We start from the raw sequence: 25,146 nt of genomic DNA, 5'->3' as shown, positions 1-25,146 counted from the left end.
TATCAGTTGACCACTACAAGGTGACTTATACGTCTGAAATCGACAGCCTTTGGTTTCAAGATTTGGGCGCAGCAGAGAGGTTATTAAAACTCTCGATGGAAGAACCGATTCCAGAAACAACAGAAGACGGCGTCCCCATTTTTACTGGGATAGTATTTTCTAATTATAATTTTAGCTTTGAGTCTGATTATTGTGGTATGTCTTCTTCGGTATCCTACTTTTTTTCTTTAGCGATAAACTGCCCTGATTACTTAATGGAGCATGAAATTGGCCATTTAAGTGGTGCTAATCATGACTATAAAACGTTATTGAAAGATTTTGATAGTATAGAAAGTTACATTTCTGGAACGTATCCAAGAGCTCCTCAATATTCATTCGGTACAATTTGTGCTGACAGAGGCACAGTGATGTCTTATGAGCGAGATGTTATACCTGCATATTCCAGCCCGGACATCAGAGTAGATGGCACAAAGTGCGGGGATAGCAAATACCACAATAATGCGAGAGTGCTTAGAGAGTTCGCACAAGCTTATTTAACCCCATGATTGCCTAGCTGCTAGATTGGTAGTCATCCGATTTAGTTACTTTATTATTAATGGTTATTATGAGATTAATGACTGCTGTGGTCGCGACTAATCCCTCTAGAACTTAGACCAAGAACCATACCTAAGCACCAAACCAAGGAGAGAAAATGCAGGTAAGTATTAGGCCCGCCATGCCAAGCGAATTGGCAGCCATTTATTCCTTGGTTATCTCAAACGATGAGTGGACGAAGTTTAACGGCCCTTATTTTCCATACTCACCGCCATCACTAGAAGAGTTTGAAAGCCGTTCGTTTCAACGGTTACTCAATGGATCCGACTTACAGTTGGTGGTTGTAGACGATGTGCCTGTAGGAACCGTCAGTTGTTATTGGGAGTGTGAAGAGACACGTTGGCTTGAAGTCGGAGTAGTCATTTATAACTCCGACTATTGGGGGAAGGGTATTGCTGCGTTAGCTCTTCCTCTATCGGGGCTATTGGCTTTATGATCAGAGACGATACTGTCCCTTACTTTGAAATCGGCTACTGGTTGCAAACATCAAAAACGGGCTTGGGTTACGTGAGTGAAGCTGTCCGAATTATCGAAGAATATGCATTCACTCAAAAAGGTGCGAAAAGAGTCGAAATTAGGATGGCAGGCTCGAATCTTAAAAGTCAGGCCGTGGCCAAACGATGTGGCTATCAACTTGAAGATCGCTTAGCCAATGATCGACGTTTGCCATCAGGAGATATGGACAGCACGCTCGTTTACGCCAAAATAAGCCAGTCTTAAATGTGTGCTGTTGATTCTTAATGTGTGGCACTTTTATTGAGAGAAACCGTAAATTCCCAAGTACTCTGAAAGACCAACATTTAGCGCTTAGTTATCTGGCTCATCGTCTACAGTGACGTCACCATTCATTGAGTTGTAGTCAATGGAAATTCCCGGTACGACTCGATAATGATAGATACACTGATCCGTCTGTATATATTCAGCAATGTAGTCGGTTTCTTCTGGTGAATTGAAACTTGAAATACTAGGTGGATCGAGGAGCAGTGCGCCCCATACCGAAATGCAATCTTCAGCGTTATCTAATCTTGGAGATTCTTCAGGTAAGTGCCATTGCTGGGCTGGATATCCCCATTCATTGAAGTCAAGCTGGCCGGTCGCGGAGTCATCATAGATAGGGACATTCGTGGAAGCACCACCACCGTTTGAGGTTAAATTTTTTGAATAGGCAAGATCGACCCCTGTTTTAAAAGAAGCACCAGTACCTTTAACGACTGCAATATGAGAATCGGTACTTACGTTGAGGAACCTTGGAGCGGCAGTGACGGCGAGTATTCCAAGGATCACAATAACGACAACAAGCTCAATAAGTGTAAAACCGTTCTTTTTCATTTAGCACCTCTTTTTAAGGTCGCTAGTATGCATTATAAGTTACTATTACCAAAGGGAATGTCCTTGTTTTAGTGGTAATTTAAATGCTCAATAATGAATGTTGTGATTAAGGTAACTTATATTTTATAAATCCCATGCGTATGGTTTAAGTACTGTGTATCTCACTTTGATATTAATTTTAGTTCTATGAAGGTTTTGCAATTAATGAATATCGTTGAAACGGTAAAGCTTCATCTTTCAGACGTTGGTTATCCAGAGGCTAGTGTTAAAACAGGGCAGGTTCGATCTATATCGGCGCTCGTTTTTAAAACCATCAAAAATAAAGATATCTCTAATGTTTTGTCCCTGTGTACTCAATTGCTTGAAGAAAGGGATTGGGCGTTAGGTGTTATTGCTTACGACTGGGCATTTAGAGTAAGAAAACAATATTCGAAAGAAACGTTTCCAATCTTTGAGCATTGGTTAATGGAGTATGTCACTGACTGGAATGATTGTGATGACTTCTGCACTCATGCGTTTGGTGAGTTACTGTCTCAATACAATGAGTTGTTCGAACTCACAACCAAATGGGGCGAACATTCGAATTTTGCTGTACGTAGAGCCGCTGCTGTCATATTAATTTATCCGATCAATCAGAATCGATACTCAGCGTTGGCTCCGCTTTGTGTAGCAGACCTATTGATAGAAGATGGACATGACCTCGTGCAGAAAGGATATGGTTGGATGCTTAAAGTCCTCAGTAAAAAGGAACCTCAACAGGTTATTGGTTATTTAAACGCTAAGCATGCCGCAATACCAAGAGTTGCTTTTCGCTACGCGATTGAAAAATTGGACGATAAAACTAAGCGAGAGTTAATGTTACTTTAACCACTGGCACTCCTCAAATCATCATCAGAATCCGGTGTGATTAATTATAACGATTAAAATAGGAACCCAAGGTGCAAGAGCAAACGAGAGGACTCGATCGAGACGGGTTCATTCAAAATCTTTATTCGCCAAAGAACATTGCGCCTGAATTTCAAGAAGTGGTGTCAGCAGTCGTTGATTCGCTGCTAAGAGAACTTCCAGGTCAAGTTGATGGTATCTACTTGTATGGAAGCGTGCCTAGAGGAACGGCCATTGTTGGTCGATCTGATTTGGATGTTTCTATCGTACTCGCTACGCCTGTTGGTCAGAGAGAAAAGGAAGTCTTTAACCTACTTTCAGACACCATACCCCAAACCTATCCGCAAGTGACCAAGCTTGATATCGATCCTGGCTTCCTGCGGGATGTTCTGCAACCCAACGAAGAATTCCATTGGCAGTTTTGGCTCAAGCATTGTTGCTGTTGTATTTGGGGGAATGATCTATCTATAAAGTTTCCACGATATAAGCCCAGCAATGAAATAGCCCAAGCTCTTAATGGCGATTTATCGACTTTTCTTAAGCAAATGCCCTCGAGTTTCAAAACAATGACTGATGCGGATATCGTTAAGGTAATTGGTAAAAAGTTAGTGCGAGCGGCGTATTATTTTGTGGCTGAGCAAGACGGCAGTTGGTACACCAATCTGAGCCAGTGCGCTGCAGTCGCCAAGCGCTATTACTCCAATCAAAGCGACGATATTGAGCTAGCTCATCAATACGCTCTCGGAAATTTGATATCTAAAACAGAAGCTTTTGAATTGTATGAAAGGCTGAGTAAAAAGCTTGTTGTAAATTAAGCATTAACACAAGCTAGAACAACAAACTTAACTACCTTTGTAACGGCTTTAGGAAAATTAGATGGATGTCCACGAGTGTGTTTCTTTTATCATGCTGAAGGAATCGCAGGTATTACTAGAAAAGCGTAGTGAGTCTAGGGAGACCGATCCCGGTTTAATCACTATACCTGGCGGCCATATTGAACACGGTGAAAACCAGGTTCAGGCGCTGTTTCGTGAACTTGATGAAGAGCTTAATGTTGTTCCGATTGATTACCAATACTTGTGTTCGCTTTACCATCCTACGAAGGAACTTCAGTTGATTCATTATTTTATCGTGAGTGACTGGAAAGGAGATATCACCGCTCAAGAGACTGATGATGTTAAGTGGTATTCACTAGGTTCAGCTCCTGTTGGTATAGCAGCCGATGGTATTGCTTTGAAAGAAGTAGAGCGCGTGGGTAGGTATCTTTAGTTTGGATTCGATAAGATGTTTTGGACGTTTTTTGAGGGCTCAAAAAGGGTGAAACCCCGATGTTGGTAGTAATCTTAGCTGTATGATATTGATTTATATGAATTTCATGTATTTATAGCTGGTGGTTAAGCTCTAATTGGCCTAAAAAACGATTAAAAAGGCCAATGAAATAGTCAAATAAAATCAATAGATTAGCAACTTGGTACTACTGTATTAGTCCACCCTAAAGTGGGCTTGAAATCGATTCGTTGAATCGTTTTACGCTTCGGGAATCCTTTTCGTTAATTGCTGCGCAAATAGAATGTCACTGAAAAAATCGTGCATAGTTTTTCTACCAGTAGATGAAAAATCTTAATTTTCATGTAGTGAGAAAGGTAAGGAGAACGACATGGCGACGCGTAAAATCAGACCTAGACAATTTATTGATGAGTTTTACCCTGATTCAGGGATATGCAATACCACCATCATAAACTGGATTAAACACGGCAAGCTTGAGGGTACTAGAACGCCAACGGGCCGATATTTAGTCTGTGTTGACGACGAGATAGGGAACCCTGCAGACAGGGTGAGTGAACTTCTAAGATTCTTGGAGTCATAAATGGTTGGTAGAGCTAGAAGCAAAGAAACGGCTCATTACCCTCCATTCTTGGTGAAAATGAGCCATAGGGGTCAATCTCGATTTCGGTTTACGACCGTAGATGGTGTGAAGAAGCTATTTCCTATCGGGACTGTAGAGCAAGAAGCGATACAAGCTGCGCATGTTTACAACTTGCAATATCGTCCTGAGCTAGGAAGCGCGTTTTCCCTTTCTGAGATGACCCCATTTCGCAAAGCTGTCTCTAAAGGCCGAAAGGACAAATTTAATCGGCCTTTAAAAGAGTGGCTTCCATTAGTGTTGTCTCGAGTGAAGAAAGAAGAACGGCTTTCCAAAGACGTTTATCGAAATTTGGAGAGGGACTGTTACCGCCTTGATGAGTTCATGGGGCGGTTGCCAACCAAATCGATCAAGTTACAGCACATCAATGAGTTCCTTTCGAAATACTATTCAGAGTTAAGTAATCGTCAGCTCAACAATAAGATCAGTAACCTTAAAAAGGTATTTTCCTACCTTGCTGATGAGAGCGCTATTGAGAGTAATTTTGTACTCAATAAAAAACAGCGTCGATTAACCAGAGAAGATTACACAAAAGCCCGCCACGACCTAGATATCGAAAACTATCAAAAGATCTACGATGCTGCGCCACTGTTTCTGAAGGTAGCAATGAGCCTAACTCTTGAGACAACTCATGCTGTGAGGGAGATCTATAGGCTTCGTTATCGTATATACAAACCACGTGAAGGTGTTTGTGGGATTCTTTGGAACCCTGACAAAGAGGTGGAGTATGTGGATGGGCATGCTGTGTATGGAATGCTTTATGTTCATCGAGAAAAGGTGAAAAAGTCCGATGCTTCCACCGTCGCCATTCCTGTCACTCAGACGATTAAAGACATTGTTGACCTTTCTAAAACATCGAGATTGATTTGCCCTTATATCGTTCACCGTAAACCCAAACAGCAGCAACGTGGTATTTCAAAAGAGACGGACCATCTTTACCAAGTACATCACCACAATATAAGTAAAGAGTTCAGCAAGGTTCGAGACTCTTTAGGGCTTTATAGTCACCTAAAGAAATCGCTAAGGCCGACCTATCATGAAATTCGAGGGTTGGCTGCTCGAATGATTGAACAGCAAGGGCAGAGTGCTACCGAGCGAATGGCACATGCGAACGCGAAAACAACAAAAATCTATACAGGTACAAGTGACATTATTTGGCACCAAGTACCACCTGTTGAGGTTATGCCGAAAAGTGGTCAGAAGTGATTTGTGTTAGTTGTTTAGTTTTGGAGGAATTCGGAATCCGAATTTGAATCCGCATCGCTTTAAATTGCGTTGTAATTCGGATTCCGAATTATTAGATTAAGGAAATACGACTTGAGTTCCTTCACCACAAGAGCATGCAATTGAGTACGTGTTCTTTTTCTTACTGACTTTAGCTGAATTAGATTGGCAAGAATGGCAACTAATACGCATTGCAGTATTCACCTTACATTGTGGGCAGTAGACGTAATACCCATACTTTCCATACCTCGGCTCGGTCTGAGGGCTTTGACACTTCTTACAATTAAAACCATGCCTTATTTGTGGAACTTTGGCCTCTTCAATTGTTTCTTGAGCTGGAATCAAGTCTACCTTTTCAGTTTCGCTCAATTCTGCGATATGTACTTTGGGAGCTGGAGAAGACGTAGGCACATGTTGTTCGTTTAGAAAGTGAACTAGGCGGTACAGTTCATCACGATTAAACGTAGGATTCGGATTTAGTATTGAACCTACGCGGTGCTTTTTGATGAGACTCTTAACGCAGCTACCAATAGATTCGGCTTTAATGAGCTTTTTCGATATATCTTTAGGTATAGAAGTTCGATCGATTAGAGCGTCATTAGACGCGGCACAGAGTTGATCCCAACAGCGGCCACCAAAGTACGCTTGTACAAATGCAATTCGGTCTAGTAACGACTTAGCGTTGTCATTTAAAAGTGCTTTCAATAGTTTGGTTTGTAACTTAGCTTGCTCGATAGGCGAGGGCATTCCAGTCCAATTCCCTCTTACGGTTCGGCTCCATTCGAGTTGATTGTTGACCTTAACCTCACCACGAATCGATTTCGACTCAATAATGATAAATCCTTTGTTATAAAGGACTAAGTGATCGATCTGAGCAGTTTCATTTTTAAACTGTATGCGTAGGTCATTAATAATGAAAACGTCATTTGCATCTCCAAACTCTCTGCGTAAGTAAAACGCGACATCTTGCTCTACTTTTGCGCCAGCTTTCTGTTGAAGACTGTTGTCGATTTTTGAATCTCTGTCCTTAGTAATCATTCTTTATTCCTGCTTTTTTATAAAAGCAGTTTACCATGCAGTCTTATTCATATTGATGGTGTGTATGTTTTTGAGACCTATGTTCTTTTTCGAACACTGTTATTGATGAAAATTGTGAAATATCTCTTTTCGAAAGCTCGAAGTAGAGAGTAGGAAACCTGCAAGCCGCTGTTTAATAATGTGTTTGTTAGGCATCCCGTTATTGTGCGTGTTAGGGCGTTGTGAGCGCCATGAAAGTTGTAAATAGGTAATGGTGGCGCAACAATAAGAGGTGATACGCAGCCATTGCTGCAGAGAAAAGCACACACATAAATTGTTATTGAGCTTTTGGAGTGACTAGAGGCCTCAGCCCTAAGAGCAGGTGATAGTGCCCTGTTTCGTGATTATGAAGTCATTTCAGAATTCGGAATCCGAATTTCAGTTATCGTTATTTCACGAATATTCTTGATAGTGGGCTAACAACGCCATTGGCGCCTCTATCAATGATGTGAGTATAGATTTGCGTTGTCTTCAAATCGGTGTGCCCAAGTTGTTCTTGAACGGTTCTGATATCTGCTCCGCTTTGAAGAAGGTGCGTAGCGAATGAGTGCCTTAAAGTATGACACGAGATGTTTTTCTCAATGTTGGCTTTTTGGCCTGCTACCTTAATGTGTTTTTGAAGCGCTGTTGGGTGAATATGGTGTCTACGTAGCTCGCCTGTTTGTAAATCTAGCGACAAACGACCGGAAGGAAAGAGGAATTGCCAATTTAGGCTCCTTTCTGCGCTTGGGTATTTTCTAGCGAGAGCTTCAGGTATGTATACACCAGAAAAAACTGTGTCATTCATGTCTTGATGATAGTAACTCGCGGATTTCTGTTGCTGTTGTTTGATAGCGGGGAAAAGCTCTGGTGCTATTGTCACTATGCGGTTTTTACCTCCTTTCCCTTGCCATACACGTACAGATTTATATGCATAATCGATATCTTGTATACGTAGGCGTAGACACTCCATTAAACGCAACCCTGAACCATACATTAATTGATAAGGTAATTTGTAGTTAGGTGAACAGTGATTGAATAGCCTTCCAATCTCTTCTGGAGTCATGACTGTTGGCAATTTTCGTGATTTATCTGAGCGCCGAAACTGCATATCAAGCTCTATGGGTTCTTGAATAATTTCTTTGTATAAAAAGACTAATGCATTGAGAGCCAGACTTTGCGTTTTCCTCGCTGACTTTTTGTTAACAACCAGATGCGTTAGGAAATCTTCTACATGCCTGGAAGTTAAGCTCTTTGGGTGCTTTTTATCATGATAAAGAATGTATTGGTGAATCCAATAAATGTACGCCTCCGTTGTACGAAGGGCATAGTGCCGTCCAAGCATGTATTCTTGTATATACGATAGAAATGGTGATTTTTTCATTAAACTGTAACTGGCTACCTATACATGAGTTTCAGTTTGGCACATCAATTCATGCTATATAGAAAAATTCTGTATTTTGGGATGTAGGCAGAGAGCTGTAGTGCTTAAGTGACTGTTAGTTTTCATAAAAACGGGGTATCGTTTACGTCATTGAGATACTAGACAGAATAATTCTGTATTTAAGTGCAGAATTATTCTGTCTAATATAGCTGTTATGAGCCAATACATCAAGGAAAGACAAATGTTAGATAAGGTTAGGGATATCCTGGAACTTAACGATATTCCATTTGATGGTCAAAAAGACGTAGTTTACTGCAAGTTTCGTCGCGCAGGTTCTAAGGTAAAAATCTCGTATGATAGTTCAAGCAACAGCTATAAGGCATCCGGCAACGAATTTATTCAAGCCATCAACGCGGCCTTTTCTTTTGCTTTCGCCTTTGCCGCTCCGCATATTTTTGTCGGTGTTGAATGGAACTGGGTAATCTCTGTACTATCAATCTTCACGGGTACAATTACTATTACACAGCTAATTTTTACTCAGTTCAAACTGTTAGATTTAAAGCAGCAATTAAGACAGTCTGGTGTGTACTTGAGCTAGGCTCATAACAAGGCGCTCAACAGTGACCCTTAACGCGTGGCATTTTTGCTTCGCAAAAGTGTATGCCACGGTTTCGGGCACGTTAGCTTGGCGTTAGAAGGCGGTTGAAAAATCTATCCTTTCGCGTGTGCCGCTTTACCTATTTTATTCGAGTTTAAATGCTTTTGCCCTAGCGGCAGGATAGCTTCGGTTTTGTAAATCAAACTATTTAAGCTTCAGCTTTTTACCGCTTCGGCATTGCTCTGTTTAGTGTTTCGCAGGGCTGCAATGTTGAGTGCTATTGCAGGGAACTGTCCGCACAGATTGCAGCCTTAAACTTTGCACTGTTAAGTTCATCTCAGTAGCGGTTTCTTTACGTTTTGTATTCAGGCGTTGTGAGGTAGGGTGGCTGCATAAAGTTAATTTAGGTGGTTTGACCGCCGTTCTAACAAATAAGGATTAAGGTGTTGCGCAGCCAACACTAAATCCCGAGTGTTGAACAAGCCCGAAGCCACTTTATTAAGTAAATTGTACGATTGAACTTGAAGGGCACATCTCTTTGAGGCTTTTCTCAAAGCGAGCGAAGCTAAGATAAGGTTGCGATAGCAATCATATCAATCAGTTAGCTATTTTTCGTTTCTTTCGTCGTTACATCTCCTCTGCTCTCGTCAATGCCATTCTCCTTGTTATCAATGCCTTTCGGCTAGATGGGTCGACTTACTCCAACACACGCCATCTGATGCTGACAGCAAGGGCATACTCGTATTGCTTTGGTTCTTATCGGTGCGGTTAGCGGCGGCATTATATAGAGCAAGTTCAATAACAACAGTTGAATGCGGGCTCTTAAGGCGTGTGCTTGACCACGTAAAAAACCGTAATCTCGTACTCGCTGCAACCCTTTGGGCAGCGCGTGCTGCAAAATGAGCAGTAAGAACTTCAGAGTGGGCAAGGTGCGCGTTCGCCATGCATTGGTCTGGCTCTCTTTATAGCGGAAGGTGACAGTATCATCTGTGATACTGATGATGTCTTCATCAGGCAGCACACCACGATAGAGATAGCGAGCCAAATAGCTCAACGCAGCCTGACCGTATCCCACTTGTCTGCAATCGACCACCCATTGTTTGGGTATGCCACTCGGCAACCACAACGTTGGGTGTTGATTAATGGCCTCTAGCATTCTTGCTCGCCATACTTTGGCCAAAGCAAACGCGTTGAAGAGGTAATGCTTGTTGCCTTTGTGCCACGTTTGCCTCGACGCGTCGTATTGGCCTGCCGCCACGATAATGTGCAGATGTGGGTGCAAGTTTCGTTGTCGGCTGTGAGTATGCAACACGGCGGTAAAACCAAGTTCACCTTGCCGTTGTCGGTTGGCAAAATCCTTTAATACCCCTGATGCCACCTTAAACATACCGTTATATATCGCTTTAGGTTGATGTCTTGCCAGCACTCTCAATTGATACGGTAAAGTGAAGGTCACCATGAAATAGTGAACAGGTAACCGTTTTTGCTGTTGACGCTGTAGCCAGTCAGAAGTGGTGCGTTGTTGGCATTGAGGGCAATGGCGATGACCACAAGAAAGAGGCAATCGGTCATCGTGATGGCAGTGACTGCAGAACCATTGTGAGCGTCCTTGTTGCTCTGTTTTGCAACGGAGCATCGCCCCAATAGCTCGATGCATATCGCCATTTATCTGCGCATGATAGTGATGCTTAAGCGCACGATGATGCTGGCGAAGCAGTTCAATGAAAGTACTCATTTTATGCTCCATGTTAAGTCTAGATCATCCGTTAATTGGTTGATGGCCATTGCCGCATCACGCTGCTTTATCTGAGTCATTCGGGTGTATCGTGCCGTGGTGTTGAGGCTTGCATGACCGAGCAGTGATTGCAGTGAACGCAGGTCGACTCCTTGCTCAAGTAAGTGCGTTGCGAAGCAATGTCTGAGTGAATGAGGACTCGCATGCTTTTTGATACCACACTCTTTAAGTACAAGTTTCATCGTCTTTTGAATTCCGCCACGATCCATGGGGGTGTCGTGACATGTACCAAGTCCAGGAAATAAGTAGCAAGGATGCTTATGGGTAAGCCAGTGCGTGCGGAGTGCCTTAAGCGTTCGCTGCGGAAGCGGCACCATTCGGTCTTTTCCGCCTTTTCCTTCCCGTATGTGAACGCGCATTGTTTGGCTGTCGATATCATGAACCGTAAGATTTAATCCCTCACTGAGTCGTAACCCCATGCTGTACAGAGTAAGAAAAAACACCTGATAACGTGCTTGTCGAGTGTGAGTAATCAGCGAGCTGACTTGCTGTGGTGTCAGTATGTCGGGCAGTCGTTTTACTTGTGGCGGCTTGACGATATTGAGCCACTCCCACTGTTTATCGAGCGTGTAGCGATAGAAAAACTGCAAGCCATTACGATCGAGTTTTATGGTGCTCCACGAGTGGGTTTGAATAAGAGACGCGAAGAACTGTTTGAGGTCAGAGGTCGTTAATGTATCAGGGGCTCGGTCGAAATGAGCGGTGATCCGACGAACCGCACGGGAATAGGCATCAATGGTCGCGGGTCGTTTACCTTGCAGCTTTAGGTTGGTAAGGTGTTGTTCATAAAGGGTGTTGTAGCGTTTTAAGTCATCGGGTTTCATGGGGTTACTCCTGTGAACGACCATCAGGGTGATGGTGTTACAAGAGTATGGTTTGCACTCGTTTTACTCTGCCGCGTAGCGGCTTCGTTCAACAAGGCGTTCAAGAGGGATTCTGTAGTTGCCCTTTCGGTTCAAAATTAGATTTCGTCCCTACAGCGATTTGGTTTACTTTGGGTAGTAGTGTCACTCCCGTCCTATATGTGCCGTAATGTTCTACCCTAAAAAGTAACACTTTATGGAGGTTGGTATGAATATCAAAGAGTCTGATTGGAAAACCTTTTGTGAAATAAAGAGTGAAGCAGCGAAAGTGTTTTGTACTCGACAGCTAGATGAAGCCATCAAAACGATTACTGATGAGTCAGAACCTGTAGGGGAAAGGTTCAACTTTATGTGTCAGTATTCCAAAGAATCTCAAAAGCAAATGAAGTTGATTTTTGATGGCCACTCTCGAAGCCGTGCATTTATTCAGCTCATGCAAATGTGTGAGGAAGGCTTGGTTGCACCAGAACAATTTGAACGCCTTTCAGAGGAACTCAAAAAAGACATTACGAGTATTCTAGAAAGAAGAGCCTAAGGAAAGTTAGCTAATCAGGCCGCTTCTTTTTCATAGCTGCAACCATCTCAATATTACTCCTTTTTATTCGCGAATTCGGATATCCGCTACAATTTTGCTTCGGCAACCTCACTTTTACGAGTTTATTATACGAGTTGTATTGAAAATCGTAGAGTTACTCGTTTTTTTCTCCTTCAAAATGCCGTTGATTTTTAAGAATTAGCACTAGAATCTGGATTGAGATTTCTTCCAAAAAAGTGTCAACATTACTTGGTCAATAAAACCTCTCGCTAGCCCTTTAAATTCGTGCGCTCTAGGTGAACTGAAAGTGTCACCTAGAGTGCATGAGGGTGGGGGTTGCGGGAGTTTATGCTTGTGATGCGACCAGAGCCCCACCATCACAAATTCTTGGCCCCAAATGCTTTAATATTTATGGTTTTGTATGTGTGTTCGAGTTGTTATTCGGATTCCGAATTCGTGATTTGAGCCAGGGAAGTAGAGTGTCGTGTTTTGAAAAGTGAGTGTTGGGCTATGTGAATGCCTTTGAATTTTTTAATCTCTCAATACTGGATTAGTCGGTTATTTGCAGGATAGGAGTTCGGGTTTCTTATGGAGAGTTGCAGTGATTAGGTTGGAAGATGGTGTTAAGAATGAACGAAAGGCTAGAAGTGTTTTCTTGATCGCCTTTCAGTGTTGTTTGATTAGCCTGGAGTGTATTACGTGGTGGTAAAGCCCAATCCAATATACATGAATGTAAGTAGGCGGCTCTCAGCGCTAGCGAGTTATGCCAAAGGAGTAGTTCTTATTCTTGATTGCTCTATTCGTTTAGAAGTGCGTACAAAGCCATATAAGTAATATTCTAGATGCTAGTCGGTTTTGTTTTTTGTTTGATTCGTGTGTTGAACCTAGCGAAAAAGCGGTCTAGTCTTACTGTTAGAAAAACTACTGTATAAGTCCACCTTTCGTCCACCCTTAATCCACCCAAGCAAGATTGGGATAAAGTGGGGAAGGGGAAGGTTGATTCTTTTCAGTGTATTGCGCGAGATTTACGACGTTTTTGAGGGCTCAAAAACGGTGAAACCCCGATGTTGGTAGCATCGGGGTTTCGAATTTCTAGATTTCTCGACTGGTAAGATCGATTATCTTTTCTATGCAGAAGGCTGGATTAATCCAATCTTATTCCTTGGTAGGGAATTAGATGCGGATGAAGTCCATGTGCTCAACTTTTGGCTTGAACGCGTGACGTTGAACGTCTTGTGGCTTAACCTTAACTTCTGCGCCGTCAATCAGTAGAGTGATTGCTTCGTAGAATTCAGGCTTGTCCATTTGGTTGATCACGTCAGCGTGAACAAGTTCGATAGCTACAGCTTCAGCTTCGCCACCGTAGATTACAGCTGGGAATTTACCAGCGTGACGTAGGCGGCGGCTCGCACCTTTACCTAGTTCAGTACGTACTACTGCTTCAAATTTCATAGTTTTACTCTCAAATTAGTAAAAATTAACTTCACACCTCAATGCGACCTTGAGTGTGTGGTAATGCTTAAACATAAAAGTTCATGCTTAAGCGAGCGCGGATACTAACATCACATTCCAATATGAGCAAGTTAGAAGCCCATCTCAAAGTGAATTTCCTTCGATAATGGGTTCGTTTGGAGATAAAACGTTCGCTAACGCTTGTTTAGCGCATTTTACTCCCTTTTACATCGCAATCCTTATCTATTTATATCACTGCTAAATCATCAAGTTAATGAACGGAAAATGAATGTTTGCCTAAGACTTGGTTAAGTCTTAGTTCGTTAATCTTAGTGTTAATTAAACAGCAGAATGAATAGGTGAAAATATGAAACCGGTAAGCATTGTCGTAATTACGCTAAACGAAGAGAAACGCATTAGCCGCTTAATGGAAGAGTTGAGCGTGCAAACCCACCAAGAGTTTGAAGTGATTGTTGTCGACTCGAACAGTGAAGATAACACCAGAGAAGTGGCGCAAGCTTATGAAAACGCGTTGCCAAAATTAACGGTGCATCACATGGAAAACCGTGGTGTGAGCCTTGGCCGAAACACGGGTGCTTCATTGGCGCAATACAACCGAATCCTTTTCTTAGATGCTGACGTGAGCTTGCCTCGAAACTTCCTTGCGAAAGCGCTTTATGAACTAGAAGAGAAGAAGCTTGAAGTGGCGGGTGTGTACATGAGCTCGAAAGGTTTGCCGCTTGTACACAAGTTTGGTTACGGGCTATTTAACGCAGGCTTGTTTACTACTCAGTTCTTTTTCCCGACGGCGATTGGCGCATGTATTTTCTCGACTAAACGGGCGCATGATGAGATCGGCGGTTTTGATGAAGAGATCGTCTTGTGTGAAGATTGTGACTACGTAAAACGTGCGAGCAAAACATGGCGATTTAGATTCCTAAATATGACTTTTGGTTTTGACCCACGTCGCTTAGACCAAGATGGCGTTGTGAAGACAGGCTCTACTTATCTTAAAGCCAATGTAAGACGCTTCTTTAAAGGAGAAATGCGTAATAACGAGATGAACTACAAGTTTGGTCACTACAAAGAACAGTAAGCGTTGAGGTTGTTATGTTTGATGGACTAGGGTTGTTTCTGGGAGCATTGGGTGATGCTCTCATTGGCCCAAACCTATTTGTACCGGGAGAGCCGTTCTTTATCGCAGCGGGCTTTCAACTGTATTCAGGTGCATGGATGGCGTTGGTTTTGGTGATGCTAGGTGGTTTGCTTGGTGATCAACTCAGTTATTTCATTGGTTATAAATACGGTGTTAAGGTGCAACGAAGGCTCATTAAGTTTCGCCCTAAAACCAAAAGATTAATTGCGCGCTGCCGCTATCTGGTTGCTCGCAAAGGCACATACATCATTCTTTTTGCTCGTTTATTAGGGCCTATCGCTTGGGTTGTGCCATTTATAGCTGGCTCGCATCGTGTACCGTGGCGTAATTTTAGTGTGTTGGCGTTTATCGGTTTGGCCCTTGGTGGAGGGCAGTTCATTGCTTGGGGCATGTTACTGGCGCACGGCGTTGAAAACTTCCCGTGGCTTAATAGCCTTAAGATATTTATCTCGGAGCATAATAGCTTGATCGTTGGTGTGTTCGCGGTATTAGTCTTCACCATTATCGGTTACCGAATGAAGTGGCGATGCTTAGTACTTAAGTCTAGTGCGCTGTTGTTGGCGTGGGTATTGTTTGCGAACTACGCTCACTTTTTCTGGAAAGCGGATGACTTTCAGAATCAACCAGAGACGGCTCAAATAAACAAAGTCGACTGGAACTCGGTTACCTATAAAGCGTTCCCCGGTAAATCTTCGTTCTACTCGGCGCAAGCGATCAACGTAATTTATGTTGGAGCAACCCCAAGAGACTTAATGAAGCAATTAGGCTGGATAGAGAATCAAACCTTCTCTCGAAATGAGATTGAATGGGTTGGTTATCTCGCATTGCTTAGAGAAAAAACGCCGCCAGTGTCTGATTTATATTGGCGAGACAAGCCGCAAGATATGGCTTTTCAATTGCCGGGTAACCTGATGAAGCGCAGCCATATTCGTTGGTGGCGTGCAGGTGTTGATATTAAAACTAACCAGCCTCAGTGGTTAGGCGCAATTAGCTATGATGATGGCCTTAAAGTCACGCCTTACTCAGGCATTGTGACCGTGCTTCATAACATTGACCCTAATGTTGATGAAGAGCGAGATCGGCTTGCTAATCAGATACGAACGTTACTACCAGACATCGAGTTAGACAAGTACCCATTAGCAACGGTGGAAGTGATCAATGACGATCATGACTATTACACTGATGGCCGGGTATTAACGATTGGAGCAACGACCCTTAGTGATAATTCACAAACTTTGGATGTTGCTGTGAACGATATATAGAGTTGTATATAAGGTCGATAGAATTAAGCCCTAGCATTACGTTAGGGCTTATTGTGTTTAACTTTTACTTAGCTTGTTCAGCCTTTACTTACTTTAAGCACCAGAGAAGCTTTTAAGCCGCCCATTGAGCTCTTGCTGAGCGTTAGGCTGCCTCGGTAACTGTGTGCCATTTCATTTACGATATTAAGCCCTAAGCCTGTTCCTGGTGTGGTTTCATCAAGTCGGACGCCACGTTTGGTCACTTGCTCAAGCTTCTCTTCAGGAATGCCTTGGCCATCATCTTCAATCACCAACTCTATGTTGCCATCGTCGAGTTCATTTGCATGGACGCGAATAATGCTGCCAGCCCACTTGTAACTGTTCTCGAGTAGGTTGCCGACCATTTCATCAAGGTCGGTTTTTTCTACCGCCACTTCAATCTCAGAGTCTAGCTCGTTAATTATGGTGACTTCGTTGGCTGCGTAGACTTTATCAAACGCCATTGAGATAGCTTCAACACGCTCACAAGGTGAAGACTTCACCGAAAGAATGTTCATTGCACCTGCCATACGAGCGCGGCCAAGGTGATAATCAATTTGGCTTTGAATCTGATGAATGGGCTGTTGCAGCAGTGCCTTGTCATCCTCTGGAAGTCGCTCTATCTCATTTTTTAGAACTGAAAGCGGTGTTTTCAACGCATGAGATAAGTTACCCGCGTGGTTACGAGCTCGTTCTAATAACTCTTGATAGTGAAAGAGCAGGGCATTGAGGTCAGAGACTAATGGAGAAACCTCTTTCGGGTAGTTATCGCTTAACCCTTGTTGCTCGCCGTTTCTTAGCATTACCAGTTCGCGTTGCATCTTGCTGAGCGGTAATAACGACCAACTGACTTGAATACCGATCAACATCAGCACGCCAACAAACAGCAACATTAGGATCAACCAGACTTGACCAGTAAGCTCGGTCAGTGTGGATTCTAATGGATCTTCATCAATACCAATGGTGATCGTGACAGGGTCGCTCAGTTCAGGCAGGTAGATATCTTGCTCGATGTAAATCAGCTTTTCTTTCTCTGGCCCTTTGACTGATGTGTGAATCGGTGAACGCTTGATGGTGAGGTCTTTATCCCATAGCGAGCGAGATCGAATGATCTGCTCTTGGGTAGCGGCGCGCCAATAAATACCACTGTAGGGCTGGTTGAACCTAGGATCAGACAGACGCTCTGCCATGATCAGGTTACCACTGTCATTGGTTTCGATATTGGCGGTTAACTCATCCATGGTTAAGCCAAGCTGCTGCTTCATGTCATCGACGAGGTAGTCGTTAACCAGTTTCGGAATCCCGACACCAGCCGCTAATATCATCGCACCTAGCCAAAAAGCCGCAGCAAGGAGCAAGCGGCTTTTTAAACTGATGTTTTTAAGTGTTCGTTTCTTTAGATTCATGCATTTCCAACCTGCCTTTGCTCATCGTAACTTATCGTATTGCGATGATCAGAACAGGCTGTCCACTTAATTAATGGTTGCTCTTGGCGTGATTGACGACTGAGCTATTCAGCATTCAGTTGGTAGCCAAGGCCACGAACGGTTTTGATGATCTTTGGTGCGATTTTCTTACGAATACGACCGATGAACACTTCAACCGTGTTTGAGTCTCGGTCGAAGTCTTGCTTGTAGATATGCTCAACCAACTCAGTGCGCGAGATAACCTTGTTTTGGTTATGCATGAAGTACGCGACAACTTTATATTCCAGCGCCGTGAGGCTAACTGCTTGACCTTGCCACAACACTTTAGAACTGCGTGTGTCTAGGCTTAGATCACCGATTTGAAGTATCGGAGCAGCACTGCCTGATGCTCGGCGCAGTTGAGCTCGGATACGGGCAATCAGCTCGACCATCTCAAATGGCTTAGTTAGGTAGTCATCAGCACCGGCGTTCAAGCCCTCAACACGTTGAGTTAGCGTGTCACGAGCACTTAAGATAATCACTGGCGTGTTGATGTTTTCGTCTCGAATGCCTTTTAATACCGTTAGGCCGTCAAGCTTAGGTAAACCTAAATCGAGGACAATCGCGTCCCATTCTTCTGACGTTGCACGGTAGAGTGCGTCGATACCATCTTGAGAGAGCTCTGGAACCCAGTCGGCCCCCTCAAGTGTTTCAATAATTTGTTGGCCCAAACGAGGCTCATCTTCAACGACTAAAATTTTCATAATTGTTCTTCTAATTTCTTCTAATGACTGTTCGTCGTGCTTAGCTCTTCGTCGTACGTAACTAGTCGCCGTGTTTAATTGCGTCTTTAAAGTTGCGGCCTTTAATCATAAGCATTTCTAACGTCTCAGCGTTGTATTCGACTTTGATGATGTTGTTTTGGTAATTGATTTTTAGTTCATACACCCAAATGTCGTCATCTTCTTCTAGTTCGACTTTAATGATTCTGCCATGAAGATCGTTTTCAACCGCTGCATACATTTCTGAGAAAGGGCGAATGTAGCCTTCTCGTACGGCTTCGTAGACTTCGTCTTGATCTTCTTCAAATTCGATGCTGGTTCCTGCTTTGTGAACGTCCTGTACTAATTCATGACCATTATGGTGTGAGTCAGCCCATGCACCAGCAGAAACAAATAAGCCTAAGCTTATAGAAAACAAAGAAATCATAGCTTTACTAAACATAGCGAATCCTAGAGAAGGTTGATAGCGTTCAGTATAAAAAAGTAATTCTGAACAGAAAGTGAACCTGATTAATAATGAGAATTTGATACCGAAAAACTTAACGCTTAAATGGCGCAGGCTTTAATACATAAGATTAATTGCCGAGTGTTAAGAACGTAAGACTTACTTTTATTCTTAACCTTAACGCTGCTGTAGTTCGTCTTCGAATATCTTGTCTCTCATTTTCCAAAAGCGTCCGACTTTACGGGCAATCACGAATTGAGGTGGACGGAATCTATGTTGGTGAGCAACCACTTTCGTCGGTGAGGCTTCTTCGAAAGGGCGATGTCTGTCTGCAAGGTGAGGGCGAACAAACTGGTCTTTGAAGTTCTGCTTCTGCTTTTTGCTGGTTAATGACCAAAACTCATGCACTTGCGCTTGGTTTTCTCCGCGATAGGTGACCTTAAGTTGTGATTTACCTTTCTCGTCTTTAAGCACGTTGAGGTCCATTTCCAAGCATTCAAATACCAAGGCATCTTTTAGGTTCAGTGCTTCTTTTAGCTTTTTGTCTGGGTCGACTAAGGTTGCATCGCACTCATGACAAATGCGCGCAGCAATGTCATTATCAGCACCACATTCACCGCAATATTTCGCTCGGAAGCGATAATTACAGTGCTCGCGCTCGCCCGTGTCTTCATCGGTAAAGTAGCCTTGGCATTTGCGCCCAAAGTGCTCAAGCAAGAAGCCATTGCTGTCTAGCTTGCCCCAAAAGTTATTATTGAAGCCGCACGCAGGGCAAGGGATGGTGATGATTTCACTGTCTGAATCGGGTTTAGGGTCGCCAACCTCAGGTTGGTAGAGGTCGTAACTGTTGCCCGCATAGTCGAGCACCAAACACTCTTTTTTACCCGGAGATAGGCGTAAGCCACGGCCAACGATTTGTTGATACAAACTGATGGATTCTGTCGGGCGCAAAATCGCGATTAAATCGACGTGTGGCGCATCAAAACCTGTGGTTAATACCGATACGTTAACCAAGAACTTGATTTTACGTTCTTTGAAGTCGCTGATAATTTGGTCACGTTCGAGAGTTGGTGTATCACCAATCACAATTGAAGCTTCACCTTCTGGCAATAAGCCGAGGATCTCTTGCGCGTGTCGAACGGTCGCAGCGAATACCATGATGCCTAGTTTATCTTGGGCTAGGTGAATAATCTGATCGACAATCTGTGGGGTCGCTCGTTTCGATTGCTCGATCACCATGTCGAGTTCTGCTTCTTTGTAGCGACCAGTGCTCACGGGCTTTAATTGCGAAAAGTCATAGCTCAACACGGGTGCATCAATCATGCGTGCAGGAGTTAAGAAACCTTCATCGAGCAGGTAACGAATCGGCAGCTCAAAGATACAGTCGCGGAAGAAACGTGGCTCATCTGAACGCACTTGACCGCGAGTGTGGTATTGATAAATCCAACCCATCCCAAGACGATATGGGGTCGCTGTTAATCCAAGCACCTTGATGCCCGAATTATTCTCGCGTAAGTGAGTGATGACTTTCTGATAACTACTGGTCTTTTCATCGGGAACACGGTGGCATTCGTCGATAACCAACAGCGAAAATTGGTTAGAGAATGAATCGAGATTTCGCACCACAGATTGCACCGAAGCAAACACGACTTGTTGGTCGGTCTCTTTGCGTCCTAAACCCGCAGAGAAAATCGAGCCTTTCAGCCCGTAACCTTCATACTTTTCATGGTTCTGTTCAACCAACTCTTTTACGTGAGCAAGCACCAACACTCGACCTTTCGCAAGCCTTGCTAACTCTGCAATCACAAGGCTTTTTCCTGCACCTGTCGGAAGCACGAGCACTGCCGGAGTTTGGTGTTTTCTGAAGTAATGAATCACTGATTTTACAGAATCAGCTTGGTACGGGCGGAGTGTATACATATCGCGTCTTGTAAGAAGGAAAACAAATAGTGTGAAATAGCTCAACTAATTGAGCAAAGGTGACTATAATACCCGACTTAGATTAGTTGAGGTATTCATGCGTTTAGATAAATTTCTGTGCGATGCATTAGGCGTCACTCGAAGAGAAGCAACACACTTATTAAAATCCAAGGCAGTGACAGTAAATGATGTCATTCAAAAAAGCGGCTCACTCAAGGTAACTGAAGAGTGCGTTGTGGAATGGCAAGGCAATGAACTGAATGTTCACGGCCCACGTTACATCATGCTTTATAAGCCAGAAGGCTTTGTTTGTTCGCATGAAGATGGCGCAAATCGTATCGCGTTTGAATTACTTGATGAAATCAAAATGGACAAGCTGCACTTTGCTGGTCGTCTAGATATTGATACAACAGGTCTTGTGTTGATTACAGACGATGGTAAGTGGTCTCACCGTATCACTTCGCCAAAGCACAAGTGCGAGAAGACGTACCGTGTGTGGTTGGTTGAACCTGTTGAAGACGATTACGTTGAAAAATTCAAAGAGGGCATCCAGCTTAAGAGCGAAGATGGCCTAACACTTCCTGCACACCTAGAAGTTCGTGCAGAGCGTGAAGTGCTGCTAACGATTCACGAAGGCAAATACCACCAAGTTAAACGTATGTTTGCTGCTCTTGGTAACAAGGTAGAAGCACTACACCGTGAACGTATTGGCGAAATTGAGATGGACGAATCTTTAGAGTTAGGTGAATACCGTTACCTAACGCAAGAAGAAGTCGATTCAATCTGGAAGTAGTCCTTAGCTAGAAGTTGCTCTTAACAAGAAATTGTTCTTAACAAGAGACCACTTTTGCTGGAAATAGCCCTTTCGTTGTAAAGCCGACCATGGATAGCGTCGGCTGATGATGTTGACTGGTACTAGGAAAGTCTCAGCCAATCTTTGACTCGCGTACTCACGCTAGTCCCTAGCTCTATCAGTTGAACATTCGGAGAACCATGCAAACATCGACCTCACAGAGCCAAAGCTCCCAACTAGAAACACCTCAATTAGGCTTAGTGCTGTTTTTGATTCTAGGTGCGATTGGTGCACTTACTCCGCTAGCCATTGATATGTATCTGCCAGCGATGCCGACCATTGCTAAAGATCTTGGTGTGACGGCGGGTGAGGTACAAATCACGCTAACAGCCTATACCGCAGGTTTCGCGCTGGGGCAGTTGCTGCATGGCCCGTTGGCGGATAGCTATGGTCGCAAGCCTGTACTGCTTATTGGTGTGTTCTTGTTTGCTATCGCTTCTATGGTGAGTGCGACAACTCATGGCATTGAAGCGCTGACTTACATCCGTACCGCTCAAGGTTTTGCTGGTGCTGCGGCGGCCGTTATCATCCAAGCGGTGGTAAGAGATATGTTCGATCGTGAAGATTTCGCAAGAACCATGTCTTTCGTTACTTTGGTGATGACAGTTGCGCCATTGGTTGCTCCGATGATTGGCGGTTACTTAGCGTTGTGGTTCGGTTGGCGTTCAATTTTCTGGGTTCTGGCTATTTTTGCGGTGATCGTGATTCTGGCGGTATCGATGAAGATCCCAGAAACGCTTCCTGCAGAAAACCGACAACCATTGCGCTTTAAAACAACGATTCGTAACTATGCTCGACTGTGTAAGAACCCAACGGCGATGGGCCTGATTTTCTCTGGTGCATTCTCATTTTCAGGGATGTTTGCGTTCTTAACGGCAGGTTCATTCGTTTACATCGATATCTATGGCGTTCGCCCTGATCTGTTTGGCTACCTGTTCGGCTTGAATATTGTTGCTATGATCTTGATGACGAGCATCAACGGTCGAATCGTGAAGAAAGTGGGCTCTCACGCTATGCTCAGAGTCGGTTTAACCATTCAACTGTTTGCGGGCTTAGGTCTGTTAGTCGGTTGGATGTTAGATATCGGTTTGTGGGGTATTGTGCCATTCGTGATGCTGTTTATCGGCACACTGTCTACCATTGGTAGTAACTCAATGGCGCTACTTTTAAGCGGATACCCGAATATGGCAGGCACAGCATCTTCGCTTGCGGGCACATTAAGATTTGGTACTGGTTCTGTGGTGGGAGCAATTGTTGCAATGCTACCAAGTGACACTGCAGGGCCAATGGCTATGGTGATGGCAGCATGTGCAATACTGTCAGCATTACTATATTGGACATTAGGAAAGAAGGCATAATGTCAAAATACTATATTGAAATTCAGAAGTTAGTGAACGATGCGCTGGGCGAGCTATATGCTCTGCATAAGTCTGGCAAAGCGATCGACGCGCCTATAGCGAACAACCTTTATCTTGTTCGTTGGGTAACAAAAGCGATTAAATCTCAAGCTTATGATCGCGTGATTGTGCCTGACTTAGTTCGCTGGCAGAAACAGGGTCGCTCAAAAGGCAACAACTCTGATTTAACTTTTAACTTTAAACGTATTTCTGCGTTTTACGGACGTTTTTTCCCTGAAGGCGAAGAGCCTAAAACGCTAAAAGACAGTGATGTTGAAGCGTTCATGGACAAAATGTACGAGATGGGTTGGAGCGTATCGAGTGAAGACGAGCTAACGACTGGCGGCAAGATTCAATTCTTCACCGATGGCGAGCACTCTTTTGCTTTATGCGGTAAACAGTGTGACGACTCTTTCGACGGGGAGTTGATGGTTAAGCCAATGAACTGGTTTGTTCGTGGCAACCATGCTGAGTTCATCCAAGCGGCGATGGAAGCGGGCTTCATGCTTCACAAAGTAACGGACTATAAGTCTGCGGTGAAGTATCACGGTGAATACATCGTTTACCCTGCTAACCAAGGCAACCAACTGGCTGAGATCCCAATTAGCGTTATTGGCTAATAGCGGATTCGAGATGAGAGATACGAAGAGCGGAATTATCCGCTCTTTTTTGTCTCTCATAGCGCGTGTCGCTAATTTGCTGTTAAGTCTTTTCGCATCCCGTTACCCGAATCTCGCATCTGCTTTTAATCCTGTTCTTTAGCCTGCTTCTCAATTGCCTTCACCATGCCTTTAAAAATAAACAGGTGGGCTGGCATCATAGCAAACCAATACAGTAACCCTAGAAAACCTTTAGGGTGCCACCACGCTGAAATGTTCAGCTCGCGAGAGTCACCGTGGTCAGAGACGGTAATCTCGAGTCGCCCTAAACCGGGGCCTTTCATACCGAAAAGCAGAGATAAAAACTGATTCTCTTCACAGCGAATGACCTTCCATGAATCGATTTTGTCACCGACTTTTAGGTTGGGCCCTTCTGGCATTTGTCGAACCGGTACACCGCCACCGAAAAGAACATCCAACCATTCGCGTGTGCGCCATAAAGTGTTAGCAAAGAAGTAACCTTGCTTCGGGCTTCCGATTTGCTGAGCAACATGCCAAAGCGATTCCAATGAAGCGCTTGAGGTGATACTTGCGCCTGTTTTCTTCGGGTAATAGCCATACCCAGCTTGCCAGCGTTTGAATGCGGTTTTATCAAAGCCCCATACATTGCTTTTGACAAAGTTTCCTTCAGCGTGAATGGCTTGTTCAACCATATTTTCGAACGAGATAAGCTTCTGAGGGTACTTTTCTCTAATGATGGTCGAACTGGCGATGAAGTCGTGCTTTAAGCCTGCAAGTAGTGCTCTACCTATGTTAGACGGTACAGAAGTCACCACACCTAACCAATATGAAGCAATCTTTGGTGTCAGTAGCGATGTCGCCCATAGTTTGAGTGGACGATCGGCGGTTTTAGCAATATGAGCAAATTGGTTTCGGTAAGAGACAATATCCGGCCCGCCAACCTCAAAGGTTTGGCTTTCGCTAGGCGTGTCTTGTGCGAGTTTTAGTAAATAGTGGTTCAGGTTCTGCAAAGCAATCGGGTTGGCTTTAGAGTCAACCCATTTTGGCGCAATCATAATCGGCAAGTTGTACACGAAATCTCGCATGATCTCGAATGCCGCAGATCCTGGGCCAATGATCACGCCAGCTTGAAGTTCGGTAACGGGTACAGGCCCTTTACGAAGCAATTCGCCGGTTTTCTTTCTCGCTTGAAGGTGCTCTGAATCACCAGTCTGAGGCTGTAAAGAACTCAGGTAGATGACGTGTTGATTCTTTGGCCCAAGAGCAGAAACAAAGTTACGGGCTAAGTTCAGCTCATAATCGATAAAGTCGTGGCCTTCCGCCATGCCATGGACGAGAAAGAAGATAAGATCAAAGTCGGGGACTAAGGCTTGTGTCGCAGCTTGATCGGCCAGATCAAGATACTCAAGCGATAAGCTTTCGTGAGGCTCGGTCCGTGCCTTTAAATAGTCGATATGCCTTGCTGCTGCCGTGACTTGATAGCCTTGCTCAAGCAGGAGAGGGAGGAGTTGCGAACCAACATATCCAGAAGCGCCTAAAACCAGTACTTTCTTCATTGTTACTCCATTTATATCTGTGGTTAAAAACCGAACATTGATATAATAGCGCGATATTTATCTTTATTCATCAATACGTTCCGTTTAGGTAT

General features: G+C 43.8%; 23 protein-coding genes and 3 pseudogenes. 15 read left to right on the top strand and 11 right to left on the bottom strand.

Annotation, left to right across the window (positions count from 1 at the left end; all coding sequences use genetic code 11):
- From AB4154_RS04900 to AB4154_RS04890, 3 pseudogenes are all read left to right on the top strand, one after another.
- Window positions 1–545: pseudogene (locus tag AB4154_RS04900) on the top strand (hypothetical protein); the annotation flags it as partial.
- A 146-nt stretch (window positions 546–691) separates the two neighbouring features.
- Window positions 692–1,009, top strand: a pseudogene (locus tag AB4154_RS04895) (GNAT family N-acetyltransferase); the annotation flags it as partial.
- A pseudogene (locus AB4154_RS04890) lies at window positions 1,009–1,314 on the top strand (GNAT family N-acetyltransferase); the annotation flags it as partial. The pseudogenes AB4154_RS04895 and AB4154_RS04890, both read left to right, overlap by 1 nt.
- Window positions 1,315–1,401: 87 nt before the next feature.
- On the opposite strand, the gene AB4154_RS04885 reads toward AB4154_RS04890, so the two are convergent.
- Complete coding sequence (locus tag AB4154_RS04885) at window positions 1,402–1,923, bottom strand: type II secretion system protein (protein WP_017065388.1); 522 nt, start codon at window positions 1,921–1,923, stop codon at window positions 1,402–1,404.
- A gap of 204 nt (window positions 1,924–2,127) precedes the next feature.
- Here AB4154_RS04885 and AB4154_RS04880 point away from each other — a divergent pair, with 204 nt between their 5' ends.
- The 5 genes from AB4154_RS04880 to AB4154_RS04860 all read left to right on the top strand — a co-directional run bounded on the left by AB4154_RS04880 (window position 2,128) and on the right by AB4154_RS04860 (window position 5,938).
- The gene (locus AB4154_RS04880; RefSeq protein ID WP_372122374.1) at window positions 2,128–2,790 is read left to right on the top strand and encodes a DNA alkylation repair protein; all 663 of its coding nucleotides are present in this window, start codon (window positions 2,128–2,130) and stop codon (window positions 2,788–2,790) included.
- 71 nt (window positions 2,791–2,861) lie between these two features.
- Window positions 2,862–3,623, top strand: coding sequence for a nucleotidyltransferase domain-containing protein (locus tag AB4154_RS04875; protein WP_372122372.1), 762 nt, complete (start codon window positions 2,862–2,864; stop codon window positions 3,621–3,623).
- A gap of 61 nt (window positions 3,624–3,684) precedes the next feature.
- Window positions 3,685–4,077, top strand: a complete 393-nt coding sequence (locus AB4154_RS04870; RefSeq protein ID WP_017060354.1) for an NUDIX hydrolase — start codon at window positions 3,685–3,687, stop codon at window positions 4,075–4,077.
- Window positions 4,078–4,465: 388 nt separating this feature from the next.
- The gene (locus tag AB4154_RS04865) at window positions 4,466–4,675 is read left to right on the top strand and encodes a hypothetical protein (RefSeq protein WP_010434910.1); all 210 of its coding nucleotides are present in this window, start codon (window positions 4,466–4,468) and stop codon (window positions 4,673–4,675) included.
- Complete coding sequence (locus tag AB4154_RS04860; protein ID WP_150878411.1) at window positions 4,676–5,938, top strand: integrase; 1,263 nt, start codon at window positions 4,676–4,678, stop codon at window positions 5,936–5,938.
- A 96-nt stretch (window positions 5,939–6,034) separates the two neighbouring features.
- Here the strand turns inward: AB4154_RS04860 and AB4154_RS04855 are convergent, their stop codons facing one another.
- Together AB4154_RS04855 and AB4154_RS04850 are read right to left on the bottom strand one after the other, a co-directional pair.
- Window positions 6,035–6,994, bottom strand: coding sequence for a nuclease-related domain-containing protein (locus tag AB4154_RS04855; protein WP_368084585.1), 960 nt, complete (start codon window positions 6,992–6,994; stop codon window positions 6,035–6,037).
- A gap of 427 nt (window positions 6,995–7,421) precedes the next feature.
- Window positions 7,422–8,396, bottom strand: coding sequence for an integron integrase (locus tag AB4154_RS04850; RefSeq protein ID WP_372122370.1), 975 nt, complete (start codon window positions 8,394–8,396; stop codon window positions 7,422–7,424).
- A 241-nt stretch (window positions 8,397–8,637) separates the two neighbouring features.
- Between AB4154_RS04850 and AB4154_RS04845 the strand changes: the two genes are divergently transcribed.
- A complete protein-coding gene (locus tag AB4154_RS04845; protein ID WP_017105536.1) occupies window positions 8,638–8,994 on the top strand; it encodes a hypothetical protein in 357 nt (118 codons plus the stop codon).
- A gap of 682 nt (window positions 8,995–9,676) precedes the next feature.
- Here the strand turns inward: AB4154_RS04845 and AB4154_RS04840 are convergent.
- Window positions 9,677–10,729 (bottom strand): transposase, encoded by a 1,053-nt coding sequence (locus AB4154_RS04840; RefSeq protein WP_102319867.1) that lies wholly within the window; start codon window positions 10,727–10,729, stop codon window positions 9,677–9,679.
- The gene (locus tag AB4154_RS04835) at window positions 10,726–11,613 is read right to left on the bottom strand and encodes a site-specific integrase (protein ID WP_017080449.1); all 888 of its coding nucleotides are present in this window, start codon (window positions 11,611–11,613) and stop codon (window positions 10,726–10,728) included. Before AB4154_RS04835 ends, AB4154_RS04840 begins: the two co-directional genes overlap by 4 nt.
- 247 nt (window positions 11,614–11,860) lie before the next feature.
- On the opposite strand from AB4154_RS04835, the gene AB4154_RS04830 reads away from it, so the two are divergent.
- Window positions 11,861–12,187 (top strand): hypothetical protein, encoded by a 327-nt coding sequence (locus tag AB4154_RS04830; RefSeq protein WP_372122368.1) that lies wholly within the window; start codon window positions 11,861–11,863, stop codon window positions 12,185–12,187.
- Window positions 12,188–13,360: 1,173 nt separating this feature from the next.
- On the opposite strand, the gene rplY is transcribed toward AB4154_RS04830, so the two are convergent.
- Window positions 13,361–13,639, bottom strand: a complete 279-nt coding sequence (gene rplY, locus AB4154_RS04825) for a 50S ribosomal protein L25 (protein WP_017060373.1) — start codon at window positions 13,637–13,639, stop codon at window positions 13,361–13,363.
- Between the two features lie 367 nt (window positions 13,640–14,006).
- Here rplY and AB4154_RS04820 point away from each other — a divergent pair, with 367 nt between their 5' ends.
- Both AB4154_RS04820 and AB4154_RS04815 read left to right on the top strand, forming a co-directional pair.
- The gene (locus tag AB4154_RS04820; protein WP_017070601.1) at window positions 14,007–14,735 is read left to right on the top strand and encodes a glycosyltransferase; all 729 of its coding nucleotides are present in this window, start codon (window positions 14,007–14,009) and stop codon (window positions 14,733–14,735) included.
- Between the two features lie 14 nt (window positions 14,736–14,749).
- Entirely contained in the window at window positions 14,750–16,057 is a 1,308-nt protein-coding gene (locus AB4154_RS04815; RefSeq protein WP_017070602.1) for an LssY C-terminal domain-containing protein, read from the top strand.
- A gap of 77 nt (window positions 16,058–16,134) precedes the next feature.
- Here AB4154_RS04815 and AB4154_RS04810 read toward each other — a convergent pair whose 3' ends face one another.
- The 4 genes from AB4154_RS04810 to AB4154_RS04795 form a co-directional block, all read right to left on the bottom strand.
- The gene (locus AB4154_RS04810; RefSeq protein ID WP_017060376.1) at window positions 16,135–17,481 is read right to left on the bottom strand and encodes an ATP-binding protein; all 1,347 of its coding nucleotides are present in this window, start codon (window positions 17,479–17,481) and stop codon (window positions 16,135–16,137) included.
- A 104-nt stretch (window positions 17,482–17,585) separates the two neighbouring features.
- Complete coding sequence (locus tag AB4154_RS04805; protein ID WP_017060377.1) at window positions 17,586–18,245, bottom strand: response regulator transcription factor; 660 nt, start codon at window positions 18,243–18,245, stop codon at window positions 17,586–17,588.
- A 61-nt stretch (window positions 18,246–18,306) separates the two neighbouring features.
- Window positions 18,307–18,705 carry a PepSY domain-containing protein gene (locus tag AB4154_RS04800; RefSeq protein ID WP_017066076.1) on the bottom strand — a complete coding sequence of 133 codons (399 nt, stop codon included), beginning with the start codon at window positions 18,703–18,705 and terminating at the stop codon, window positions 18,307–18,309.
- A gap of 180 nt (window positions 18,706–18,885) precedes the next feature.
- On the bottom strand, window positions 18,886–20,628 hold the full coding sequence (locus AB4154_RS04795) for a DEAD/DEAH box helicase (protein ID WP_372122366.1): 1,743 nt from the start codon (window positions 20,626–20,628) through the stop codon (window positions 18,886–18,888).
- A 97-nt stretch (window positions 20,629–20,725) separates the two neighbouring features.
- Here AB4154_RS04795 and rsuA point away from each other — a divergent pair, with 97 nt between their 5' ends.
- The 3 genes from rsuA (at window position 20,726) to AB4154_RS04780 (ending at window position 23,498) form a co-directional block, all read left to right on the top strand.
- Window positions 20,726–21,421 carry a 16S rRNA pseudouridine(516) synthase RsuA gene (gene rsuA, locus AB4154_RS04790; protein WP_017060380.1) on the top strand — a complete coding sequence of 232 codons (696 nt, stop codon included), beginning with the start codon at window positions 20,726–20,728 and terminating at the stop codon, window positions 21,419–21,421.
- A 200-nt stretch (window positions 21,422–21,621) separates the two neighbouring features.
- Window positions 21,622–22,839, top strand: coding sequence for a Bcr/CflA family multidrug efflux MFS transporter (locus AB4154_RS04785; RefSeq protein ID WP_136974835.1), 1,218 nt, complete (start codon window positions 21,622–21,624; stop codon window positions 22,837–22,839).
- The gene (locus AB4154_RS04780; protein ID WP_136974834.1) at window positions 22,839–23,498 is read left to right on the top strand and encodes a DUF2913 family protein; all 660 of its coding nucleotides are present in this window, start codon (window positions 22,839–22,841) and stop codon (window positions 23,496–23,498) included. The genes AB4154_RS04785 and AB4154_RS04780 overlap by 1 nt, the downstream gene beginning before the upstream one ends.
- Before the next feature lie 125 nt (window positions 23,499–23,623).
- Here the strand turns inward: AB4154_RS04780 and AB4154_RS04775 are convergent, their stop codons facing one another.
- Window positions 23,624–25,054, bottom strand: coding sequence for a DUF2867 domain-containing protein (locus tag AB4154_RS04775; RefSeq protein ID WP_017065397.1), 1,431 nt, complete (start codon window positions 25,052–25,054; stop codon window positions 23,624–23,626).
- Between the last annotated feature and the right edge of the window lie 92 nt (window positions 25,055–25,146).

This window comes from Vibrio sp. 10N.286.51.B11, assembly GCF_041469245.1.
GTDB lineage: Bacteria > Pseudomonadota > Gammaproteobacteria > Enterobacterales > Vibrionaceae > Vibrio > Vibrio crassostreae_C.
Note: the sequence above shows the minus strand (reverse complement) of the source record. Positions and strands in the feature narration are given on the sequence as shown.

What these genes read in the sequence shown, in the direction of transcription:
- AB4154_RS04780 (WP_136974834.1), top strand. Translation starts at nt 22,839, where the DNA reads ATGTCAAAATACTATATTGAAATTCAGAAGTTAGTGAACGATGCGCTG.
- AB4154_RS04800 (WP_017066076.1), bottom strand. Translation starts at nt 18,705, where the DNA reads ATGTTTAGTAAAGCTATGATTTCTTTGTTTTCTATAAGCTTAGGCTTA.
- AB4154_RS04880 (WP_372122374.1), top strand. Translation starts at nt 2,128, where the DNA reads ATGAATATCGTTGAAACGGTAAAGCTTCATCTTTCAGACGTTGGTTAT.
- AB4154_RS04775 (WP_017065397.1), bottom strand. Translation starts at nt 25,054, where the DNA reads ATGAAGAAAGTACTGGTTTTAGGCGCTTCTGGATATGTTGGTTCGCAA.
- AB4154_RS04845 (WP_017105536.1), top strand. Translation starts at nt 8,638, where the DNA reads ATGTTAGATAAGGTTAGGGATATCCTGGAACTTAACGATATTCCATTT.
- AB4154_RS04850 (WP_372122370.1), bottom strand. Translation starts at nt 8,396, where the DNA reads ATGAAAAAATCACCATTTCTATCGTATATACAAGAATACATGCTTGGA.
- rplY (WP_017060373.1), bottom strand. Translation starts at nt 13,639, where the DNA reads ATGAAATTTGAAGCAGTAGTACGTACTGAACTAGGTAAAGGTGCGAGC.
- AB4154_RS04855 (WP_368084585.1), bottom strand. Translation starts at nt 6,994, where the DNA reads ATGATTACTAAGGACAGAGATTCAAAAATCGACAACAGTCTTCAACAG.
- AB4154_RS04865 (WP_010434910.1), top strand. Translation starts at nt 4,466, where the DNA reads ATGGCGACGCGTAAAATCAGACCTAGACAATTTATTGATGAGTTTTAC.
- rsuA (WP_017060380.1), top strand. Translation starts at nt 20,726, where the DNA reads ATGCGTTTAGATAAATTTCTGTGCGATGCATTAGGCGTCACTCGAAGA.
- AB4154_RS04835 (WP_017080449.1), bottom strand. Translation starts at nt 11,613, where the DNA reads ATGAAACCCGATGACTTAAAACGCTACAACACCCTTTATGAACAACAC.
- AB4154_RS04815 (WP_017070602.1), top strand. Translation starts at nt 14,750, where the DNA reads ATGTTTGATGGACTAGGGTTGTTTCTGGGAGCATTGGGTGATGCTCTC.
- AB4154_RS04810 (WP_017060376.1), bottom strand. Translation starts at nt 17,481, where the DNA reads ATGAATCTAAAGAAACGAACACTTAAAAACATCAGTTTAAAAAGCCGC.
- AB4154_RS04885 (WP_017065388.1), bottom strand. Translation starts at nt 1,923, where the DNA reads ATGAAAAAGAACGGTTTTACACTTATTGAGCTTGTTGTCGTTATTGTG.
- AB4154_RS04870 (WP_017060354.1), top strand. Translation starts at nt 3,685, where the DNA reads ATGGATGTCCACGAGTGTGTTTCTTTTATCATGCTGAAGGAATCGCAG.
- AB4154_RS04830 (WP_372122368.1), top strand. Translation starts at nt 11,861, where the DNA reads ATGAATATCAAAGAGTCTGATTGGAAAACCTTTTGTGAAATAAAGAGT.
- AB4154_RS04805 (WP_017060377.1), bottom strand. Translation starts at nt 18,245, where the DNA reads ATGAAAATTTTAGTCGTTGAAGATGAGCCTCGTTTGGGCCAACAAATT.
- AB4154_RS04840 (WP_102319867.1), bottom strand. Translation starts at nt 10,729, where the DNA reads ATGAGTACTTTCATTGAACTGCTTCGCCAGCATCATCGTGCGCTTAAG.
- AB4154_RS04820 (WP_017070601.1), top strand. Translation starts at nt 14,007, where the DNA reads ATGAAACCGGTAAGCATTGTCGTAATTACGCTAAACGAAGAGAAACGC.
- AB4154_RS04785 (WP_136974835.1), top strand. Translation starts at nt 21,622, where the DNA reads ATGCAAACATCGACCTCACAGAGCCAAAGCTCCCAACTAGAAACACCT.
- AB4154_RS04795 (WP_372122366.1), bottom strand. Translation starts at nt 20,628, where the DNA reads ATGTATACACTCCGCCCGTACCAAGCTGATTCTGTAAAATCAGTGATT.
- AB4154_RS04860 (WP_150878411.1), top strand. Translation starts at nt 4,676, where the DNA reads ATGGTTGGTAGAGCTAGAAGCAAAGAAACGGCTCATTACCCTCCATTC.